The following is a 22,531-nucleotide window of genomic DNA, read 5'->3' as shown; positions in this document are numbered from 1 at the left end:
GTCCTCGCCGCGGGCCAGGGCAGCGGCGGCGGCGCGGACCGCGGCCTTGGCACGCTCGGCCTCCTGCGCCCGCTGGTCGAGGGTCTGGCGCGCCTTGAGCGCCTTGTCGCCGTGCACGCCCGCCGAGGTCTCCAGTCGCCGGACCGCGTCGGCGAGATCGTCCAGCTGCTGCTTGCCCTCGTAGGCGCTGGAGCGCTGCAGATTTTCGCGGTCGCCGAGCGCCTGCTCGTAGGCGCGGTCGGCGTCCTCGGCGCGGGCCTCGGCGGCGGCGCGTTCGGCCTCGCGGCGCTCGCGCAGCGCGGTCGCGGCGAACAGCGCGGTGCTCGCGTGGGTCACCGCGTCGAGCCGGGTGCGCAGCTGGTCGACGTCCGTCTTCGCCTGCACCGCAAGGTATTTCCGATAGACATCGACGAACGCCCTGGTCGCGCTGTCGGCGTGCACGAGTCCCTCGAGCGTCCGGCCGACCTCCTCCATATCGCTGAAGGAGCGGGCCGCGTCCAGGATCAGCTGCTCGTCCAGCGGGCGCAGGCCGTCGGTGAGTGCCTGCGAGAGCCCGCGCGGGTCAAGGTTTTTCGCCAGCTGCGGGCGGCGCAGCGTGAGGATCAGATTGATCAACTGGTCGTAGCGCTGGGTGCCGAGCCCGAACATCCTGGCGTCGATGGCATTGCGGTACTCGACCGGGCGGTCGACGATGGCGTCGGTGCCGATCTGCTCGGCCAGCTGTTTGCGGGTGAACGGGCGGTCGTCGGGCCCGATGAGCGAGAAGTCCACGCCGACACGGCCGTCGGCGACGAAGTACCAGCGCGTCACCTTGTCCGACGAGCGGGTAGCCCGCATGCCGATGCCGACGGTCACCGCCTCCGGGTCGTCCCAGTCGCCGCGCGCGAACTCCATCCAGACATAGGAGTAGGCCGATTCCTGCTTGCGGTACAACAGGTTCGACTTCATCGTGCGCTCTTCGCCGGCGAACGGATTGAGCCTGCGCGGCTCGATGCGCCCGTCGAGCACGAACGGGAACAGCACCTCGAGCGCCTTTGTCTTGCCGGACCCGTTCGGCCCGCGCAGCACCAATCTGCCGTCGGCGAAGCAGAATTCCTGGTCGCGGTAGTCCCACAGGTTGACGATCCCGGCGCGGGTCGGGATGAACCGCACTCCGCCGTGAATGAGCGACATCGCCTCAGTTCCCTTCCGTGCCAGTGCCCGACCCATAGGTGTCGGCCGCGGTGACGAACAGTTCCTCGGTGCGTTTGGTGCGTACCGTGACGACGGCGCCGCGGTAGCGCGCCAGGGCCGGCATGACCAGCAGCCCGTCCTCGACCGCCCGCACCAGGCGCAGTCGCTCCAACAGTGCCACCACCTCGGCGGTCAGTCCGGGAACGTCGGCCTGCCACTGGGCGGCGAAGGTGGCGCCGTACCGATCGGCGAGCGCCTGCACGGTCTCGCGCACCCACGCCGCGTCGACGAGCGGATAGGTGGTCTCGCTCGGCTCCTCCGCCTCGGGCTCCGAATCCGTCTGTGCCGCAAGCTCGTCCAGCGCACGCAGGTCGGCCAGCGGCGCGAAGACGGTGGATTCCGGGATCGCGCCGTCCAACTGCGTCGCGAGCTCTTCGCAGGCGTCCGGCGCGCCCGCACGCCGCGGCACCGGATTGTCGATGTCGAGCACCCGGTCGGCGATCTCGCCCGCCAGCAGCAGCCCCACCTGCGCCAGGGTGCCGGTACTCGGGAACCGAATGTCGGAGAGCCGCCCCGAGGTATCGATCAGCGCGACACCCTCCGCGCGGCGCTCGGCCCGCAGGCCCGTGAACAGCTCGACATCGGCGACGATCCGCTCCTGCCCGAGCACCGGCCGCTCCGCGGGGGAAAGGTCGTCGAGGTACACGACCGGCCGCTCGACCAGCGCACGGCGCACGCGCCGCGCCAGATCGGCCGCGGTCGGCGCGTGCGCGGAACCAACAGCGGCCTCCTCGGTGAGCAGCCCGCGCACGCTGTGCAGGTGTTGCAGCGCCCGCGGCGGCCGGAACAGCGCGAACACCACCGGCCGGTCGATGTCGTAGAGCGCCTCGCCCGCCTCGGGATCGCTGGCCCAGCCGCCCGCGTCGCCGTCGGCCAGCGCGAGCGCGCCGCGGTGGGTCAGCCAGGCGACCGCGTCCACGAAGGCGTCGCGGTCGGCCGCGCGATCGGTGGACAGTTCGAGTCCGTCGACGCGGCCGGCGTAGGCGGCGACCTGATCGGCCAACTCCGACAACGTGATCTGGTCCCCGGCCCGGCCCAGCGCGGCGATGGACAGCGCGAGGTAGGCGTAGCGGCGGCGATCGAAGAGGCGGTCGGCGGGGGTGCGGGCCGGCTTGCCCGCGTCGAGCCGGTCGATGATCGGGAACACCCGCGCGGTGGTCTCGGTGACCTCGAGCCGGTAACCGAACAGCTCGGCCAGGTCCTCGCGCAACTCGGTGGCCCACCGGCGGATCAGCGGCAGCGCGATCCGGTCCGGGTAGGTCCTGGTCACAAGGTGATTGGCGAGAATGACGCGGGCGGCGCGCTGATAGTTGTCCAGCGCAAGGGAATCGATCTTGCGTCCGTGCATCATCAAGCCCCCTTGGCGCCGCGCGGGCGCGTTCGGGTGGTCTCACGAACCAGTAGCTTGCGGTTGTTCAAGTGCAGCAACCCGTGTGCGGTCCGCACCACCGTCGAGCCGTCGTGCTCCGAGACCGTCAGGGTGACGCCGCTGTCGGATCCGCTGGTCCCGGCGACCCGGCCGCTCACCGGAACCCACGCGGTGGACGCGGCGTCGAGCAGCCGCAGCAGCACCTCGGTCTCGCGTTCGTCGAGCACCCGGTCGTGCACGTCGGCGGCGGCCAGCGACTTGGCCGCGTCGGCGCGGGCGCGCTGCGCGTCCAGCTGCGCCTCGCGTAGCCGCCGAATATCCGCGTCGTTGCGGTGGATTCGGGCGGGCGCGCCGGCCGAGGGCGGGCGCCCGGTCTCGGCCAGCGTGCGCGAGATCTCCAGCGGCGGGGCCTCCCACCAGGAGCGTTGCGCCGGAATCAGGTCCGCGTCCGGGTGTTCCATCGCGAGGTGGCGCGGCCTGCCGAGGCCGAACACCGCGTCGAAGAGGGCGTGCGCGCTGTCCGCGGTCGGCGCCGCGGTGAACCATCCTGCCAGGTGCCGCAACGCCGACTCGCGGCTCACCCCGCCGCGCCGCGTCTCGGTCACCCGCCGCAGCAGCGAGAGCACGGCGGCGATGGCGCTCATGGTCGCCTCGCGCAGTCGCTCCGCCTCCGTGGTGCCCGCGTGTTCGCCGGTGCCGGACGCGACGAACCAGGTCCGCAGCCCGTCCCAGCGCGCGTGCCAATCCGCCTGGCGCTCGGCGAAACTCAGCAGCACCCGTTCGTCGCAGCCCGCGGCGCGTTCGATGAGCTCGTCCACGCCGGTCTCCTCGATCTCGGCGATCGCGCCCGCCAGCCGGGGCGTGAATCTGGCCAGGTCGAGGCTGAATTCGCGCATGTGCGCGAGCAGCGCGTCCTTGTGCGCGAGAAACGATTCCGGGGTGATCTCGGTGGTGCGCACGAGATCGCCGAGGGAGAGGTAGAAGTGGGCGGCGCGCGCCGCCATATCGGTGAGCGCGGCGTCGAGGCGGCGCAGCGTGCGGTAGACGCGCTCGGCGTCGCCGGCGCGGTTGGCCTCGGCGAGGGTGTGCAGGTCGGCGAGCAGTTCCGGCAGCACGAGCCGCGACAGCGACGCCTCGTCCAGCCGGGCGTTGAGCACCCCGGCGACCGCGCGATAGGCCTGGAATCCGGCCTGCGAGAACTGATAGACGAAGTGCCGGTTGCGATACTCGGCCAGGGTGGCGGCGCGCGTCCCGTCGTAGCTGCGCTCCAGCACGCCCCAGCGATGCAGTTGATCGAGTAGCGGGCCGATATCGGCGGCGGTGAGATACGGGGCGTTCGGGCGCGCGCCGTGCTCGCTCGACCAGGCCGCCGCGCTCGCGGGACCGTCGTCGGACCCCGAATTCACCACGGACCGATCGGTCTCCGTGTCCTCGGTATGTTGCCGGGCCGCGACGTCGGGCGCGGGTTCCGGCCCCGCCGCATCGGACGTGCGCGGGTGACCATTGCGCTCGATCCACTCCGCCACGTCGTCGGCGTGCAGCAGCACCACGTAGGCGGCCCGCGCGCTGTCGAACGCGCGCAGCACCCAGAGGTAGTCGGCGCGGCGCTCGGCGGTGGCGAAGGAGAACAGCCGTAGCCGGTCGTCCCACGGGACGGCGGCGGCAGCGGCCTCGACGGAGTCGGTCACCGGGAACAGGGTAGTAGCGGGCCGGTCGCCGGTGACGCGTACATGCCGGGTTCGGCGTGGCCGTGTCCTGTTTGCCGGTTGTTCGCCGTCCAATCCGGTTGTGTCGCTTGGGGTTGACTCGGCAGGCGGTGAGCACGGGTATTGGCACGCGACAGCGTCCCCGGGGTGGGCGAGCAAAAGGACGCCGACCGAGTCGGCGTGGTGGGTGAGCACTGGGTCGGCAGCAGACGGAAGACGGGTACGCGCCGACGGAGTCGAGAATCACTCCCCGGCGAGAGAACGCAGCTGGTCCAGGTACGCACGGGTGCGCGGATCGCCGGGGTAACGGGCGATGATCTCGCGCGCGGTCTCGCCCGCGATCCACATCAGCGACGGCAGCGACCGGCGCTTGCCCGCGAACGCGCGCAGTCCTTCGTCGAGCGCGAGTTCCAGATCGCGATTGCGGACCGCGACCACCGCGAGCGTCAGGTGCGCCTCCGACACGCGCATCGGATTGCGCACGCTGCCGTCGGCTCTCGTGGCGTTGCGGATGACCTCGTTGGCGTAGGTCTCGGCGAGCCGGTCCTCGCCGGCGACCCGGCAGCAGTCCATCGCGTAGAAGTCGAACTTCTGCGGATCGACCACGAAGTGGTTGTCCAGGTTGATCGGATGGTCTAATCGCTGCAAAATTGCTCGACCCTCGGTGAGGGCCTCGTCGACCCGGCGCTGGTCGCCGAGCCGCGCCCACGCCTTGGCCCGTTGCGCAGCGAGCTGAACGCCGGCGCCCAGGCGCCCGCAGGACTCCGTGACCTGCTCGGTCGCGTCGATCGCGCTGCGGTAATTTCCCTGCGTCAGCGCGAACCAGGCCGCCATTTCCGCACTCCAGCCGATGATTTCGGCGTTCTCGGCCTCCTGGCCCAGCGAAAGTGCCGCGCGCCGGGTGGCTTCCGCGGCGGTGCGCCGGCCGAGGTCGTAGTCCACGCAACCCACCAGCAACGCAACCCATCCCGCGAGCACGAGGATGTCGCGGTGCTGCGCGAGAGTCAGCCTGCCGTCCAGCAGCGAGGTGATGCGCCGCAACCAGGCGGTGCCCTCGGCGTGCAGCTCGTGCGGGTCGGCGTAGGAGTACTCGCAGCACAGTCGCTCCGCGGTGATGCGGATGGCGTCCAGCGTGGCGGGGGAGACGTCCGACATGCGCAGTCGCCCGATGAATTCCAGCGTGTCCATGCCGGTTGCCGAGAGTAGCTCGTCGTCCCGATTCGGCCTCGCCTTGGGGAAGAACGCCGCGGTGACTGTGTCGAAGGTGGCCGAAATGATCGGTGCGTAAAAATCATCCGGCCGCGACTCGCCCGATTCCCAGCGGCGCCAGTTACGCAGCAGTGTACTGTCTGTCGGCAGGTTGTGGGATGACTTGGCGCGCATCACGCGGACGGCATCGGCTTGTGACCACCCCCGCGCATCGCGTTCGGAGCGCATCCGGACAGCCCAGACGGGTCGATCGTCTCCAGCGGCCACGTCAGTAGTATCGCACCAGTTAACGCCCGGTGGCCGAGATAGGGCATATAGATGTCATCGGGTTGACAGCTGCATTCGCAGTTTGGCGTTGTGCATGCTGGACGTGAGCGGGAAGTTAGCCAGACCCGTATAGGCGCAACCAGATGCAATTGCATCTGTCCTTGCAAGGCGCAGTACCCCACAATGGGGAGATCCACAGGAAAACAGCGGTACCCAATCCAACGGAGGTTCGGGTGGAAGCGTTGATCTATGGATACTTGCGTGACGATTTGGCCGATGGCCACAGCGAAGAGCTCGAGGACGCGATGAGCAGCCTCGCCCGCGAGGAAGGGCTCTGCTTCGCCGCAACGTTCCATGAATCGACTTCCGGTGACGGCACGGCATTCGTCGAGCTGACCCAGGAACTCAAGCGGGCCGACGCGCACCACGTGGTGGTTCCGTCGCTCGATCACCTTGCCGGCCAGACGATCCCGCGGGAGATTCTGCTAGCGAAACTGGCGCGCGAAGCGGCGGCGCAGGTCTGGACCATCGAGACCTGAGCGCACCGACGGCAGAGCCGGCCACCGGAGCGATCCCCGGCGCCGAGTAGACCCCCGGCGCGGCGAAAACTCCCGGTGCCGAGACGATTCCCACCGCCGTCGCACCACCGCCGGCACCCTCGTCGCGGCGACACCGGCCAGCAGCGAGGCGAGCAACGCCGCGACATGGTGTTGCCCGAACAGCGGATACACCTGCCAGTGCAGGAGATACACGAACAGTGAGCTGTCGGCGAGTACCGCCGCGACGACGGCCACCAGCGCGGGCACCCGAATCGCGGGCAGCCAGACGAGCACGAGGAGCCCGGCCAGCACCAGGCGCTCCCGCTCCGGCACGCCGAAATATCCGGGCACACAGACCAACAGGACGGCACTCACCAGCAGGCGCTGCCAGCGCGTCGTCGCCTTCGCCGCGGCCCAGCCGCTCGCGAAGAACCACGCGGCCAGCGGCGAGAACGCCACGTCCTTGTCCGGATAGAGCGTGCCGGGCTGAAACCGCAGCACCAAGGTGAGCCCGAGCAGGCCCATCGCGAACCAGAACGGTGCGCGCCGCTCCAGCGCGTCCACGGCGGGGATCCGGATCAGCAGCGCCCCGGCGACCATGAAATAGCCGAGCACCTCGATGAACCACAGGTGCCCGGCGGTGTCGCTGTCGAACGGACCGAGAATCTTGTTGAGCAGCAGCACGTTCTGCCAGCTGTAGTAGTCGGTGAACGGTAACGTGACGGCAACCCAGGCGGCGGTCGGCACGGCGATCAGCGCGACCGTGCGCAGCGCGTGCCGCAACCGTTCGGCACGCGGCGCGCCGGTCACCGCGAAGCGGGCGAAGTTGAACCCGGCGACGCCGAGCAGCACGTGCGCGGCGCCCCACAGCACGTAGAGGCCGATGTGCGAGCTCACGATCAGCACGATGGCGGCCGCGCGCAGCAGCGTGCTCGTGTCGACGGCGCGGCCGAAGCGGCTGTCGCCGTGCGGTATCCGCTCGAGCTCGGCGATCGTCATGGTCGGCCAGGCTGCGGGCAGGCGGCCGAGCGCGCGCTCGACACCGGCGGCGGTGGTCACGTAGTTCAGCGAGTTGCCGCCGAGATCGACGAAGGTTCGGTCCGGGCGCACGAGCGCCGGATCGAGGCCGAGGGCGGTCGCGTAGAGCGCGCGGATGTCGGCGGATCGCGGGCTGGGCGCGGACAGCATGCTGATATCCCCGGTCCGCGGGCTGGGCGCGGACAGCGTGCGCACGGCGGGGTAGTCCGGCTTGCCGTTGGCCAGGCGCGGCAGCTCCGTGACCGGGCACACCCGGACCGAAGCCGCTGGGAGGCCGGACAATCGGGCCGCCGCGTCGGTCGGATCGGCGGCCGGGCGCTGCACGGCGACGACGAGCCGTTCGTCGTCGCCGACGCAGCACGCAGTGAAACCTGCTGCGGCCAAACCGGTTTCGAGGCGTTGCAGGTCGATGCGCAGGCCGAAGATTTTGGCGAACCGGCTGCGTCTGCCGATCACCTGATAGAGGCCCTCCGGTGTGCGGCGTGCGAGATCGCCTGTACGCAATGAGGTTACGGTTCGGCCCAGTGCGAGGTCGGCCGGGCAGGTCGCGTAGCCCAGCATGACATTGGGCCCGTGATAGACCAGCTCGTGCGGCGCGGACTCGATCCCGCTGCCGCCCAGGTCGATGCCGCGCTCGTGCTCGCCCGTGTCGGCGATCGGCTCCAGGGTGAACGCGCCGCCGGGGATCGGCACGCCGATGCAGTCGGGGTGCTCCTGCGCCGAATCCGGTGGCAGGTAAGCCATTCGAGCGGTCGCCTCGGTCTGGCCGTACATGACGAAAAACCGCCAGCCCGAGTGCGCGCCCAGCCGGGCGTACGCGCGTACGCGCTCGGGCGCGAGCCTGCCGCCCGCCTGGGTGATGTAGCGCAGGTCGGGTAATGCCATGTCCGCGAACCCGACTCGGTCCAGCAGATCGATGGTGTACGGGACGGCCGCGAAAGACGTTGCGCGGCAGGCACGGAACTCGTCCCAGAACGCGGCGTCGAGCACCGACCGCTGGGTGAGCAGCAGGCTCGCGCCGCACAGCAGATGGCTGTGCACCACCGACAGGCCGTAGCAGTAGAACATCGGCAGCGTCGTCGCCGCCCGATCGTCCGGGCCGAGGTCGAGGTACTCGGCGATGGCCGACGCGTTGGCGAGCAGGTTCGTCGCCGAGAGCCGGACCAGCTTCGGGGAGCCGGTGGATCCCGAAGTGCTCAACAGCAGCATCAGCTCCGGATGCAGGGTGTGCGCAGACGTTTCGCGCAGCACACGCGGCGCGCCGTCCTCGATGACAACGTCGGGATCGTAGGTGCTGAGCAGTTCGCCGGTGACCTCCGCGGTGAGCAGCACGACGCAGCCCGCGTCGAGCGCGCCGAGATAGGCGACGAGCGAGGGCAGATCGTTGCGCGCCGCGAGCGCGACGAGCCGGCGCTCCGGCCCGAGCCCGGCCGCGAATTCCTCAACGAGCGTTGCCAGCTCGGCAAAGGTGACCTGTGGCAAACCCTTCGCCACCGACGCTCTCGTCAAAGCGTCCGAGGCGGTGGGCTGAGGCCAAAGAACGGCTATCCGGTCGTCGAAGCTACGAAGGTGCGCGACGATCGGGTGAGAGGTCACTCGGAAAAGAATAGGGTGCAGCTGAATTCGGCCCCGCACGCGACCCCGAGGTGAACGTCTAGCAAACCGTGCGGTCGGCGTTCAGAGACTCACGAGCGGTCGAATATCCGCAGGCGGTCAGCGGCCGGGAGTTGCTGGGGCCAACCCGGTTCGGCGGCCGGAGGCGCCTGCGCGGTTCGGCAGCCGGAGTTGCCGGGCTCGTGCAGTTACAGGGTGGTGTCAGCGGGCTCTATGCGGTTCAGATGGCCGGAGTTGCCGGGTCCTGTGCGGGCCCCAGAGCCCTCCCGGACACCGCCGAATTCTGGCCGACACTGCCGGCTGCCGAGGTGTCATTATCAAGCTACGTTCATTGCAACCACTTGTAGCGACCGTGTTCAAGGACGACCGTTGATGTCGTCATCCCGACTTCGGGTGCATGACATGCCAATTCCTGCAGAAGACAGGTTCACCGCGAAGCTACCGCGAGCTCGTCGCGACAGTTCGCGAAGGTCGCGCTGTCGAGAGGAGGAGTGGATGTGTCACATCTGGAAGGTCCCGCTGAGCCCGACAACACGCCGGGCTCTGAGGGGGCTACGGAGTCCGGGTGGCACCGGCGTGGGGGAATCTCATGCTGGCCTGGGCTGCGCGCCGTACTCGGCATCGCCGAGGTCGTAGCGCTGACCCTGATGGACGATGAGGCCCTCACAATGGCTGTGAAGGCGCTCATCGCGGTGGGTGACGTGATCGCTGGTGCTGTGCGGCAGAAACGGTCATGACACCGGGCTCGGTCATCGTCAGCGCGATGACCGGGTCACACTCCCTAGAAAACAACACCGAGCGTGGTGAGCCAAGTACAGATAGCAGGTTCGCTCCGATACGGCACGAAACCACCCAATTTCGTGCCGAATAGCGTTGTCCCGACCCGAGTGAGTCTGGGCTACCGCCCTCGGCGGGGTTGGCAGGGACGCCGTAACGCACGCATGGCGAGCCTCGGGCTCTCACAGACCCTGTGGTCTGAGGCCGAAGCGGTTCCGCAGGCGAGGACGGCAAGGTGTTCTACGAAGGAAAGATTGGCACATGGCCAGCGAAAACGGCACTTGCTCAATGTGTGCAAGAGAGTTCGAGCGAGCGCCCGGCGGAGTAGGACGCCCACGCCGGTATTGCTCATCGAGTTGTCGTTCGGCAGCTCGTCGGCTGCGTGCGAGCACCGCGGAACCGGATCCGGTCTCTCAGGCACGCTGTTTGTCGGACATGGTGGGTCATCGATGCACGCAGGAGGCCGAATATGTGATAGCGGTGGACAACCGCGACTACACCTTCTGTGGGGAGTGCTACGCCAACCTCATCCTTCCCTACTTATATGCGAAGGGGATCAAGTTTCCCGGGCATGTCATCGGCCAGCCGCTTGTACGTGCTCGTGACTTCGACGAGTCGCTGCTGTTGACACCAGCTGTTTCGGCACCCCAGCCGATCGTGAGCTCACGACCGCCCAGAATCCTGGTCATCGAAGACGATATGGCGCTCTTGGAAATGCTCGCCATCGTCTTCAGAATCGAGTTTCAGGGCAGCACGATCGTCCTCAAACACGACGGCCTGGACGGTCTTCACGAAGCCCGCACCCACCGTCCCGATGTGGTGATCCTGGACCTCATGCTCCCGGGGATGAACGGCATCGACGTTGTCAACCGTCTCCGCAGCAGCAGCGACGTGCCGGTCCTGATGCTGACCGCCAAGACCGACACCGTCGACGTAGTTCTCGGTCTGTCGAGCGGCGCGGACGATTACGTCGTCAAGCCCTTCAAACCGAAAGAACTCGTCGCGAGAATCCGACGGATGCTTCAGCGGCAAAGCAGCGGTAGATGGAGTGAGGAGATCTACGACGACGGCCTGCTGCGCTTGGACTCCCTGCAGCGCAAGACCTTTGTGGCCGGCTCTCCGGTGGTGCTGTCGCCTCTGGAATTCGGGGTGCTGGAGTTGCTCGCTCACAATCGCGGATCTCCGCAACCGCTCAATAAGGTTCTGGCCAAGGTCTGGGACGACCCCACGGGAAGCGACAAGGACCGGGTGAAGTTCACCATCGCGCGGCTGAGGCGGAAACTGGAAAACACGGAGCTGGGCGGCGATGCGATCATTACCACCCGCGGCCGTGGTTATCTCTACCAACCCCTCCATCTCGACACCACCGGCGACATCGCAGGCGACAAACCGATCGGCGGCGGTGGATACGGTCACGCGAACCGCATCGTGGAAGCCCTCAGCTCAACCAACCAACCTCCACGGCGCACCAGCTACGACACCTCCAGGTTGCAGCCACCCTGAGGACAGCTGATCGTAGTGCCGACGCTCGGAATCGGCCGATCGTCGACCGGCAGGAGACGGCGAGCTCATGCAGGTACCTTCCGCCGGCGTAATGCGACCACGGAGACTCCACCGGTGGATTTGCCGCGCCCGCAGGCGGATTCGTGGCCTTTTCCGCCCACATGGCGTAGGACGCGAGGGGTGGCCGCGGCCTCCGCCGTGTTCGCCGCTGTGGGCGCGATATTCGCCCCGGCGATCGCCAGCGCCGGCACCCACCTCGGCGGGGTCGACATGAACGCCTACCGCAGCTGGCGTTACGAAGGTGCGACTGCACAGGTGCTCGATATCGGTCGTCGAGATCGAGGTCGAAGCTGTCGGACCCGTGCGCGATTCAGAGCCCGAAGCTGCCGGGTCCGCGCCTGCGTAGGTACTTCTCGAACTCCGCCGCGATGGCGTCTCCATCGATCTTGGCCATGGCCTCGTTCACGTCGACCGCCGCATCCCCGCGCTCCTCGAGCGAGCGCACGTACTCGCTGACCTCGTCGTCGCCGGCGGTCATCTCGTTGACCGCGGTCTCCCACTCCTCGGCCTGCGTGGGCAGTTCGCCGAGGGGCACCTCGATGTCGAGGACGTCCTCGACTCGGTGCAGCAGCGCGATGGTCGCTTTCGGATTCGGCGGCTGAGAGACGTAGTGGGGCACCGCGGCCCAGAAGGACACGGCGGGGACACCGGCCTTGACGCACTGGTCCTGGAGCACCCCGGTGATACCGGTCGGTCCCTCGTAACGTGTCTGCTCCAGGTTGAAGCGCTCGGCCGCCTCCTTGCTATAGGCGGAGCCGGTCACCGGAACGGGCCGGGTGTGCGGCGTGTCGGCGAGCAGCGCGCCGAGGATGACCACGGTCTGCACGCCGAGTTGCTCGATGAACTCCAGCAGGTCCGCGCAGAAACTGCGCCAGCGCATATTCGGCTCGATGCCGCGCAGCAGCACGATGTCGCGATCGCTGCCGGGCGGCGAGCAGACCGAGAGCATGGTGGAGGGCCACTGGATCTCCCTGGTCACGCCGTCCACCTGCCGGACCGTCGGCCGGTTGACCTGATAGTCGTAGTAGTCCTCGGAGTCGAGTTCGGCCAGCGGCTCGGCGTCCCAGATCAATTCCAGATGCTCGACGGCGCCGCTCGCGGCGTCGCCCGCGTCGTTCCAGCCTTCGAAGGCCGCGACCAGCACCGGTTCCCGCAATGTCGGCAGCTGCGGATCGGGAGTTTCACTGGGGTTCACTCGGTCAGCCTAATGCGTGCGGCGAACTGGCGTGTCGTATGCCGGGGCCGGGCTCGGCGTGTTCGGCGGCGGGTGTGCGTTCGCGGATATGCGACGCGGCGAGCTGCGATGTCTTACCCGACCATTACGCTTGATCTCATGTCTGCGTCCATCCCCGCCGAGTTCGACACCACGCTACTCGACACGTTGCGCCGACGTGTCGTGATAGGCGACGGTGCGATGGGCACGATGTTACAAGCCGCCGACCTCACCCTCGATGACTTCATCGGGTTGGAAGGCTGCAACGAGATCCTCAACGAGACCCGCCCCGACGTGCTGCGCGGCATCCATCGCGCGTACTTCGAGGCTGGCGCTGACGCGGTGGAGACCAACACCTTCGGCTGCAATCTGCCGAACCTCGCCGACTACGACATCGCCGACCGCATCCGCGACCTGTCCGAGCGCGGCACCCGGCTGGCCCGCGAGGTGGCCGACGAGATGGGGCCCGCCGCCGACGGTACGCCGCGCTACGTGCTCGGCTCGATGGGTCCCGGCACGAAGCTGCCGACGCTGGGCCACGCCCCGTTCGCCGCGCTGCGCGACGCCTACACCGAGTCCGCGCTCGGCATGCTCGAGGGCGGCGCGGACGCGATCCTCATCGAGACCTGCCAGGACCTGCTGCAGGTGAAGGCCGCGGTGACGGGCAGCCGGGAGGCGATGCGCCGGGTGGGCAGGCGCATTCCGATCATCACCCACGTGACCGTGGAGACCACCGGCACCATGCTGGTCGGCAGCGAGATCGGCGCGGCGCTCACCGCGCTCGAGCCGCTCGGCATCGACATGATCGGGCTGAACTGCGCGACCGGCCCGGCCGAGATGAGCGAGCATCTGCGGCACCTGTCCAGGCACGCGCAGATCCCGGTCTCGGTGATGCCGAACGCCGGCCTGCCGGTGCTCGGCGCGAACGGCGCGGAGTACCCGCTCACCCCGGAGGAGCTGGCCGTCGCGCTCAGCGGGTTCGTCTCCGAGTTCGGGCTCGCGCTGGTCGGCGGCTGCTGCGGCACCACCCCCGAGCACATCCGGCAGGTGACCGAGGCGGTCCGCGAGATCGAGCCGACGCTGCCGCCGCTGGACGAGCGCCGTGAACCGGTGCACGAGCCCGCCGTGTCCAGCATGTACACGGCGGTGCCGTTCGAGCAGGAGGCGTCGGTCATGATGATCGGCGAGCGCACGAATGCCAACGGCTCCAAGGCTTTCCGCGAGGCGATGCTGGCCGAGGACTGGCAGAAGTGCCTCGACATCGCCAAGGACCAGACCCGCGACGGCGCGCACATGCTCGACCTGTGCGTCGACTACGTGGGCCGCGACGGCGCCAAAGATATGGAGGCGCTCGCGTCGAGGCTGGCCACCTCCTCGACGCTGCCGATCATGCTCGACTCCACCGAAACCCCGGTGCTGAAGGCGGGTTTGGAGCATCTCGGCGGCCGCTGCGCGGTGAACTCGGTGAACTACGAGGACGGCGCCGGCCCGGACTCGCGTTTCCAGCAGACCATGCGCCTGGTCGCCGAGCACGGCGCCGCCGTGGTCGCGCTGACCATCGATGAGGAGGGCCAGGCCCGCACCGCCGCGAAGAAGGTGGCCATCGCCGAGCGGCTCATCGCCGACATCACCGGCAACTGGGGCCTGCGCGAGAGCGACATCATCATCGACACCCTGACCTTCACCCTCGGCACCGGCCAGGAGGAGTCGCGCCGGGACGGCATCGAGACCATCGAGGCCATCCGGCTCCTCAAGAGCAAACACCCCGACGTACAGACCACCCTCGGCCTGTCCAACATCTCGTTCGGTCTGAATCCCGCGGCCCGCCAGGTGCTGAACTCGGTGTTCATGAACGAGTGCGTCGAGGCCGGACTGGACTCGGCGATCGTGCACGCCTCGAAGATCCTGCCGATGGCGCGTATCCCGGATGAGCAGCGCGAGACCGCGCTCGACCTGGTCTACGACCGGCGCAGCGAGGGCTACGACCCGCTCCAGAAACTGATGAGCCTGTTCGAGGGCGTGTCCACGTCGTCGTCGCGGGCTTCGCGCGCCGAGGAACTGGCGGCGCTGCCGCTGTTCGAGCGCCTCGCGCGGCGGATCGTCGACGGCGAGAAGGCGGGCATGGACGCCGACCTCGATGAGGCCATGCGGGAGGTGCCGCCGCTGCAGATCATCAACGAGACGCTGTTGTCGGGCATGAAGACCGTCGGCGAGCTGTTCGGCTCCGGCCAGATGCAGCTGCCGTTCGTGCTGCAGTCGGCCGAGGTGATGAAGGCCGCGGTCGCCTACCTGGAGCCGCACATGGAGGCCACCGACGACAGCGGCAAGGGCCGCATCGTGTTGGCCACCGTCAAGGGCGACGTGCACGACATCGGCAAGAACCTGGTCGACATCATCCTGTCCAACAACGGCTACGAGGTGGTGAACCTCGGCATCAAGCAGCCCATCGCGACCATTCTCGACGCCGCTGTGGACAAGAAGGCCGACGTCATCGGCATGTCGGGGCTGCTGGTGAAGTCGACGGTGGTCATGAAGGAGAACCTGCAGGAGCTCAACACGCGCGGCGTCGCCGAGCAGTTCCCGGTGCTGCTGGGTGGCGCGGCGCTCACCCGCGGATATGTCGAGAACGACCTGACCGAGGTGTACGAAGGCGACGTGCACTACGCCCGCGACGCCTTCGAGGGCCTGCGATTGATGGACGACATCATGACCCGCAAGCGCGGCGGCGGCCCGGACCCCGACAGCCCGGAGGCGGTGGCCGAGCGGGAGAAGGCGGCCCAGCGCAAGGCGCGGCACGAGCGGTCCAAGCGGATCGCCGAGGAGCGCAAGGCGACCGAGGTGCCGATCGAGGTGCCCGCGCGCTCCGACGTGGCCGCGGACGTGCCGGTGCCGACGCCGCCGTTCTGGGGCACACGCGTGGTGAAAGGCCTGGCGCTGCACGAGTATTCGGGCCTGCTCGATGAGCGCGCCCTGTTCCTGGGTCAGTGGGGCCTGCGCGGCCAGCGCGGCGGCGACGGGCCGAGCTACGAGGAGCTGGTGGAGACCGAGGGCAGGCCGCGGTTCCGCGCCTGGCTGGACCGGCTGAGCACCGAGGGCGTGCTCCAGCACGCCGCCGTGGTGTACGGCTACTTCCCCGCGGTGTCCGAGGGCGACGACGTGATCGTGCTCACCGAGCCGAATCCCGGTGCGCCCGAACGCTATCGGTTCACCTTCCCGCGTCAGCAGCGCGACCGGTTCCTGTGCATCGCCGACTTCATCCGCTCCCGCGAGCTGGCCGAGCGGACCGGTCAGGTCGACGTGCTGCCCTTCCAGCTGGTCACCATGGGCCAGCCGATCGCCGACTTCGCCAACGAGCTGTTCGCCGCCGACAACTACCGCGACTACCTCGAGGTGCACGGCATCGGCGTCCAGCTCACCGAGGCCCTGGCCGAGTACTGGCACCGGCGCGTCCGCGAGGAACTGACCCTGGACGGCCACGCGGTCGCCGACTCCGACCCCGCCGACGTCCAGGAATACTTCAAACTCGGTTACCGGGGCGCGCGCTACTCGTTCGGCTACGGCGCCTGCCCGGACTTGGACGATCGTGCCAAACTGGTCGATCTGCTAGAGGCCGACCGGATCGGCGTCGAGCTGTCCGAGGAGCTCCAGCTGCATCCTGAGCAGTCCACCGACGCCTTCGTCCTGCTGCATCCCGAGGCGAAGTACTTCAACGCCTGAGTTCCGGGCGCACTCGTCGTGTTAGCCACGCACTCGCTGTCGCGGGTGCGTGGCCGGGGATGTGTAGCGTCGGGCCTGATAAGTTATCGGACCGATCGGTGTGCAGTGATCGTGATCACGGTGTCACGGAACGTTGTTCGCATACCGCGATGGCCTTGACTACCTGCTCGTATGCGATGATTCCGGCAAAACCCGACGCGCCGAGCGGTTTTCGTGCTTCGGCGCGTCGGGGCGCTGACCTGGGGCGTCGCCCGTGGGGACGCGGTGAGGTGGATGTGTGTCGGGTGGGTATGCCATTGTCGGAGGCGTTGCAACTGCATCCGGGGCAGTCGGCGGGTGCGTCGCCATCGCTGCTTACGGGTGTAAAGAACTACGGCGCGTAGCGATTCGGGATTTCCCGGGCCGCGCGCCGGTGCGGTACCAGCTCGGCGCGTAGGCAGGAAGGCACAACAGGATGACGGCGGACCGATTGATCGCGGGACGGTATCGGCTCACGGATCCGATCGGCACGGGCGCGATGGGCGTGGTCTGGCGTGGCACCGATGTCCGCCTGCGGCGCACCGTCGCGGTGAAGCAGCTGATCCTGGCCCCCGGCCTCTCGCGGACCGCGGCGCTGGAGGCGAAGCTGCGCGCCATGCGCGAGGGCCGCATCGCGGCGCGGCTGCACCATCCGCACGCCATCACCGTCTTCGACGTCGCCGAGGACGACGGTCAGCCGTGGCTGGTCATGGAGTACATGGACGCGCCGAGCCTGGCCGCCCGGCTCGCGGGCAACCGCACCCTGCCGCCGGTGGAGGTGGCCCGCATCGGGGCGCAGGCGGCCGGCGCGCTGGCCGCCGCCCACGACGCGGGCATCATGCACCGCGACGTGAAACCGGCGAACCTGCTCGTCGGCGACGACGGCACCGTCAAGATCACCGACTTCGGCATCTCCCGCGCCGTCGGTGACGTCACCGTCACCGCGACCGGATTCCTCGCGGGCACACCGGCTTACCTCGCGCCGGAGGTGGCGCGCGGCGAGAACCCCGAGCCCGCCTCCGACGTATTCGCCCTCGGCTCAACGCTTTACGCGGCGGTGGAGGGGCAGCCGCCGTTCGGCGAGGGCGACAACCCGCTCGCCGTGCTGCACGCCGTGGCGCGCGGCGAGGTGCCCGAGCCGAAGGAGGCGGGCGCGCTCGGCCCGGTGCTCATGCGCCTGCTCGCCCCGACAATCGATGCCCGCCCCACCATGCGGGAGGCGCAGCAGGCGCTGGAAGCCGTTGCGGAGGGCCGGGTTCCGAGTCTGGTCAAGCCCGCGCTCACCAAGGCGCTGCCCGCGCCGGGGTCCGACAACGCGACCACCGTGCTCCCGCAGCCGGGCGGCGGCGCCGCGAACGCGACCGCCGCGACGACGGTGGTGCCGACCGCCGGATTGACGAATCCACCTGTGTCCGAGTCTGTTTCCGCGCAGCCGCCGATCCCGGTGCGCGGTGCGGCCTCGACTCTGCCGGGCGGCGCGGACAGTGGGCCGACGCGTAAACGCGCCTTCGCCATGGCGGGCGCGGCGTTCGTCGTCGTGCTCGCCGCGATCGGCTTGGTCGCCTTCCTCACCACCGATCGCAAGGACGGCGGCACGACGGCCGCGTCCTCGAGCACGGTCGCGTCGCCGAGTGCCGAGGCGCCGCCTGCCAACGCGGCGGGCCCCGGCCAGCAAGAGCCCACGGCGCCGGTCACCACTCCCGCTGCCGCAGAGCCGAGTTCGAGTCAGCCGCCGCCGTCGACAACTCCGACGCCTACCCCGGCCAAGCCGCCCACGACCACCCCCGCCGCCCCGTCGGTCGCGCCGCCCGCGACCAACATCAGCCAGTTCGTGCAGAGCTACTACGGCATGCTGCCCGGCAACACCTCCGCCGCGTGGTCGCAGCTGACGCCGTCCTACCAGGCGCAGGCCAGCAGCAACGGGTACAACGGCTACGCCAGCTGGTGGGGCACCGTGCGCTCGGTGAGCGTCAACAGCGTCACGGCCCAGGGCGAGAACCAGGCGGTCGTCTCGCTCACTTACCACATGAAAAACGGGGAGACCAGGTCCGAGAGCCGCTGGATCCAGGTGGTGTCGGAGAATGGACGGATGTTGATCTCTGGTTCCGGAACGTGAGTACGCGACTGGCCGCCGTCCTGTGGGATATGGACGGCACCCTGCTGGACTCGGAGAAGCTCTGGGACATCGCGGTGCGCGAACTGGCCCGCGAGCACGGCCACGAGATGACCGACGAGCTGCGCCACGCGCTGATCGGCGCGTCCGGGGACGACGCCTTGCGGATGATCTTCACCGGCCTCGGTATCGAGTCGACCACGCAGGCCCTGCGGGCGGCGGGGGAGTTCCTCGAGCGGCGGGTGACCGAGCTGATGACCGGCCCGATCCCGTGGCGTCCCGGCGCGCGGGACGCGCTGACCATGGTGCGGGAGGCAGGGCTTGCCTGCGCGCTCGTCACCAATACCAAGCGGTCGCTCACCGAGTTCGGGCTGGACACGCTCGGGCGCGACTTCTTCGACGTGTCGGTCTGCGGCGACGAGGTGGCGCGCGGCAAACCGGAGCCGGACGTGTACCGGCGGGCCGCCGAACTGCTCGGCGTCGACCCGAGTCAGTGTGTCGCCGTGGAGGATTCGCCGACCGGCACCCGCGCGGCGCAGGCCGCTGGCTGCGCGGTGATCGTGGTCCCGTGCGAAATCGCGGTGCCGGAGGGGCCGGGGCGCAGCTTCCGCGACACGCTCGTCGGCCTCACCGTCGAGGATCTCGAACAGGCGCTGAAGCAGCGCGGGTAGGAGCGGGGCGGTCCGCGCTGATCGGCAGCCGTGACCCGGCTCAGTCGCCGGCTCGTCACGAGCCGAAGCAGCACTGCTGAGCGCGGCCGAGCCGAGCGGCATTGCTGGGCGCAACCGAGCTGAAGCAGCGCGTCTGAGCGGACCCCGCTCGACACTCCCGACTGCGCTTCATCGAGAGTTACTGTGCCGCAACGGGTGTGCGCGCTGCTGATAGGTGTGACCGTGATCACCGGCAATCTCGCGCAATCCCGGGCGTGTCGGCGCTCCGCTCTACCAGAATGTCGCCATGGCAGCGCTGGGTGTCCTCGACGAGATCGTCGATACCGCACGGTATCCCCTCGCGGACGCGGCGGACCCCGGCCGCGATGCCGCCGTGGCGCGCGCGAGGGCGGAGTTGGCCGCGAGCGGCTGCACCGTATTGCGCGGCTTCATCCGCCCCGAGCTCACCGCTACGCTGCGGGCGCAGGGCGAGGCGATGGCGCCGCACGCGCACTACGAGGTCGAGCGGGTCAATGCCTACAACATTCCGCTGGATACCGAACTGCCGCAGGATCATCCGGGCCGGATCGTGCTCGAGCGGGGCAACGCGTTCGTCCCGCGCGACCGCATCCCCCTCGACGCGCTCATCCATCGCCTCTACGTCGACGCCGGATTCCAGCGGTTCGTCGCGGACTGTTTCGGCCTCGCCGAGCTGCACGAGTTCGCCGACCCGCTCGCCGGGCTGTGCCTGAACGTGGTCGCCCCCGGCATGTCGCATCCGTGGCACTTCGACACCAACGAGTTCACCGTCAGCATGCTGACCCAGCCCGCGGAGTCGGGCGGAATCTTCGAATACTGCCCCAACATTCGCACCCCCGACGCCGAGAACCTCGACGACGTGCGCGCCGTGCTCACCGGCGCGGGCGAGCGCTCCATCCAGCGCCTCGTCCTGCGCCCCGGCGACCTGCAGCTGTTCCAGGGCCGCTTCTCGCTGCACCGGGTGTCGCCGGTCGCCGGTGCGCGGCAACGGCATTCGGCCATCTTCGCCTACACCGACCGGCCCGGCGTGATCGGCACGGTCGAACGCACCAGGCAACTGTTCGGCCGGGTCCTACCCGACCATCTGGCCGCCGCGGCCGACGTCGTCCGCGGCGACCGCTTGCTCGACTGAGCCGAACGGCCCGATCGAACCCAGGCGATCGGGAGCAACCGCTCGACCCCCGAGAGGAACGACTGTGGCAGTGCCGTTACACACGACCGGGAAAGCCTCCTTCGACGACATCTACGACCGCCCCGATCCACGCGACTATTACGCCCGCATGTCCGATCTCGACTATCGCATTCCGGAGCTCGCGAAACCCGTTTTCCAGCAGCAGATTCGGGAGTATCGCGCCTCGGCCAGGGTCGCCGCCCCCACCGTGCTCGACATCGGCTGCTCCTACGGCGTCAACGCGGCCCTGCTGCGCCTCGACACCACCATGCGCGAGCTGGCCGAGCACTATCGCGCCGGAGCGGGCGATCGCGCGGCGCTCGTCGCTCGCGATCGCGCGGCGCTCGCCGCCGGGAACGACCTCGGTGACGTGCGCTTCCTCGGCATGGACGCCTCCGCCCCCGCGCTCGCCTACGCGGCCGAGGCCGGCCTGCTGCACGACACCGTGCACGCCGACCTCGAGTCCGGCGAGCCGACCGAGGAGCAGCGCGAACTGCTCGCCTCCGCCGACCTCATCATCTCCACCGGCTGCGTCGGGTACGTCACCGAGAAGACCTTGGCGCGAGTCGCCACCGCGCATCCCCGCCGTCGCCCCTGGATGGCACACTTCGTGCTGCGCATGTTCGACTTCGAGCCGATCGCCGCGGAACTCGCCGCGCTCGGCTACCGGACCGAGCGTGCGCCCGGACTGTTCGAGCAGCGCAGGTTCGCCTCCGCGACCGAGCAAGAGCAGGTGTTGAACACCTTGTCCGCCAAGGGAATCGACACCACCGACCGGGAGACCGAAGGCTGGCTCTACGCCGGCCTGTACCTATCGCGACCGTTGCCGAAGCATCACGCCGACACCGAGGACCAGCATTGACCCCACGCACGTTCGCCGCCGACGACAGCCTGCCCAGGGTGCCCCTGCCGACGCTGGAGGACAGCTGCGACAGATTCCTGCGGTGGTGCACTCCGCTGCTCACCGCCGATGAGCTCGCCGCCACCGAGGCGGCGGTCGCCGACCTGCTGCGCGCCGACGGGCCCGGCCGCACCCTGCACGCCGCGCTGGCCGAGTACGACGCCACTCCCGGCGTCGGCAGCTGGCTCGATCTGTTCTGGCCCTCGCGGTATCTCGGCAGGCGCGACCGAATCGCGTTGAACGCCAACTTCTTCTTTTTGTTCCGCGACGAGACGACGCTGGCCGCGTCGACCGCCGCGACCCAGGTGGACCGGGCAGTCGGGATCATCTGCGCCGCAGTCGATTACAAGCTGAGTTTGGACGCGGAGGCGATCCCGCCGGTGCTGCAGCGCGGACAGGCGCTGTCGATGTGGCAGAACAAGTATCTGTTCTCCGAGACCAGGATTCCCGGCGCGGAGCAGGACACCGTCCGGGTGCCCTACAGCGCGGAGTGGCCGGGCCCCTCGGACGCCAAGCACGTGGTGGTGTTCTTCCGCGGCAGCATGTTCCGGATGGATGTGATCGGCCCGGACGGCGCGCCTTACTCGCTCGACGATCTGGCCTGCGGGCTGCGCGAGGTGCTCAAGATCGGTGCGCGCTCGACCCGAACCGACTCCGCCGTAGGGCATCTCACCACCAAGGCGCGCGCCGAATGGGCGGCCAGCAGGCAGGCGCTGCTCGCCGAACCGGTCAACGCGGCGGCGCTGGACACCATCGAGACCGCGCTGTTCTGCGTCTGCCTCGAGGACTTCGCCCCGCGCGACGAACTGCACGCCTGCGACCAGCTGCTGCACGGCGACAGCGCCAACAGGTGGTTCGACAAGGCGGTGTCGTTCATCGTCTTCGGCGACGGCCAGGCCGGCATCAATGTCGAGCACTGCGGGCTCGACGGCACCACCATCCTGTCATTCGTCGACACCATGCTGGAGACCTCGGCGCAGGAGCACGCCGACCGGTCCGGGGCGCGGGCGCAGGGTCTGCCCGCCGTCGAGCCGATCGACTTCGTGCTCGATGCGGCGCAGCGCAACGACATCGCCGCCGCCGGGGCCGACTTCGTCCGCTACGCGGCCGAGAACGCCACGCAGACGGTCTCTTTCGCGGACTTCGGCACCACCCGCGCCAAGCAGCTCGGCATCTCCCCGGATGCCTTCGCGCAGTTGAGCTATCAGCTCGCGCACCGGCGCAGCAAGGGAATCACCGGCGCCACATACGAATCCATCGCGACCAGGCAGTACCGCAACGGGCGCACCGAGGCCATGCGAGTGGTCACCCCGGAGATGGTGGCCTTCGTCGACGCCATGCAGGACGACGCGGCCGACGCTCCAGCCCGGCTCGCCGCCGCGCGCACCGCGGCC

13 protein-coding genes and 1 pseudogene are annotated in these 22,531 nt (G+C 69.1%); 8 read left to right on the top strand and 6 right to left on the bottom strand.

From position 1 onward, the window contains the following. The 4 genes and pseudogenes from ON39_RS18435 to ON39_RS18420 form a co-directional block, all read right to left on the bottom strand. Positions 1-1,173, bottom strand: a pseudogene (locus tag ON39_RS18435) (endonuclease); the annotation flags it as partial. A 4-nt stretch (positions 1,174-1,177) separates the two neighbouring features. Beyond that, positions 1,178-2,581, bottom strand: a complete 1,404-nt coding sequence (locus ON39_RS18430) for a TIGR02678 family protein (protein ID WP_040735772.1) — start codon at positions 2,579-2,581, stop codon at positions 1,178-1,180. A gap of 2 nt (positions 2,582-2,583) precedes the next feature. Beyond that, complete coding sequence (locus ON39_RS18425) at positions 2,584-4,290, bottom strand: TIGR02677 family protein (RefSeq protein ID WP_051186780.1); 1,707 nt, start codon at positions 4,288-4,290, stop codon at positions 2,584-2,586. Positions 4,291-4,551: 261 nt separating this feature from the next. Beyond that, positions 4,552-5,691 (bottom strand): hypothetical protein, encoded by a 1,140-nt coding sequence (locus tag ON39_RS18420; RefSeq protein ID WP_040735765.1) that lies wholly within the window; start codon positions 5,689-5,691, stop codon positions 4,552-4,554. 326 nt (positions 5,692-6,017) lie between these two features. On the opposite strand from ON39_RS18420, the gene ON39_RS18415 reads away from it, so the two are divergent. After that, a complete protein-coding gene (locus tag ON39_RS18415) occupies positions 6,018-6,323 on the top strand; it encodes a hypothetical protein (protein ID WP_040735751.1) in 306 nt (101 codons plus the stop codon). Here the strand turns inward: ON39_RS18415 and ON39_RS18410 are convergent. Then, positions 6,270-8,957 (bottom strand): AMP-binding protein, encoded by a 2,688-nt coding sequence (locus ON39_RS18410; protein ID WP_051186779.1) that lies wholly within the window; start codon positions 8,955-8,957, stop codon positions 6,270-6,272. The two genes, ON39_RS18415 and ON39_RS18410, sit on opposite strands and share 54 nt — an antisense overlap. A gap of 1,275 nt (positions 8,958-10,232) precedes the next feature. Between ON39_RS18410 and ON39_RS45985 the strand changes: the two genes are divergently transcribed. Beyond that, positions 10,233-11,255: a response regulator gene (locus ON39_RS45985; protein WP_051186778.1), complete on the top strand. Its 1,023-nt coding sequence runs from the start codon at positions 10,233-10,235 to the stop codon at positions 11,253-11,255. Positions 11,256-11,625: 370 nt separating this feature from the next. On the opposite strand, the gene ON39_RS18395 is transcribed toward ON39_RS45985, so the two are convergent. Further along, entirely contained in the window at positions 11,626-12,510 is an 885-nt protein-coding gene (locus ON39_RS18395) for a PAC2 family protein (protein ID WP_040735745.1), read from the bottom strand. A 138-nt stretch (positions 12,511-12,648) separates the two neighbouring features. On the opposite strand from ON39_RS18395, the gene metH reads away from it, so the two are divergent. From metH to ON39_RS18365, 6 genes are all read left to right on the top strand, one after another. After that, complete coding sequence (gene metH / locus ON39_RS18390; RefSeq protein WP_085998216.1) at positions 12,649-16,245, top strand: methionine synthase; 3,597 nt, start codon at positions 12,649-12,651, stop codon at positions 16,243-16,245. A 454-nt stretch (positions 16,246-16,699) separates the two neighbouring features. After that, positions 16,700-18,379 carry a serine/threonine-protein kinase gene (locus ON39_RS18385; RefSeq protein WP_040735740.1) on the top strand — a complete coding sequence of 560 codons (1,680 nt, stop codon included), beginning with the start codon at positions 16,700-16,702 and terminating at the stop codon, positions 18,377-18,379. Beyond that, positions 18,376-19,047: an HAD family hydrolase gene (locus tag ON39_RS18380; RefSeq protein WP_040735736.1), complete on the top strand. Its 672-nt coding sequence runs from the start codon at positions 18,376-18,378 to the stop codon at positions 19,045-19,047. Before ON39_RS18385 ends, ON39_RS18380 begins: the two co-directional genes overlap by 4 nt. 286 nt (positions 19,048-19,333) lie before the next feature. Beyond that, the gene (locus ON39_RS18375; RefSeq protein ID WP_040735732.1) at positions 19,334-20,197 is read left to right on the top strand and encodes a HalD/BesD family halogenase; all 864 of its coding nucleotides are present in this window, start codon (positions 19,334-19,336) and stop codon (positions 20,195-20,197) included. Between the two features lie 64 nt (positions 20,198-20,261). After that, entirely contained in the window at positions 20,262-21,098 is an 837-nt protein-coding gene (locus ON39_RS18370; protein WP_211336427.1) for a class I SAM-dependent methyltransferase, read from the top strand. Further along, the coding region (locus ON39_RS18365; protein WP_040735723.1) for a choline/carnitine O-acyltransferase at positions 21,095-22,531 on the top strand (1,437 nt) is incomplete at its 3' end. The genes ON39_RS18370 and ON39_RS18365, both read left to right, overlap by 4 nt.

Source organism: Nocardia tenerifensis NBRC 101015 (genome assembly GCF_000308715.1).
Lineage (GTDB): Bacteria > Actinomycetota > Actinomycetes > Mycobacteriales > Mycobacteriaceae > Nocardia > Nocardia tenerifensis.
This window is presented reverse-complemented; position numbering and strand designations above follow the sequence as displayed.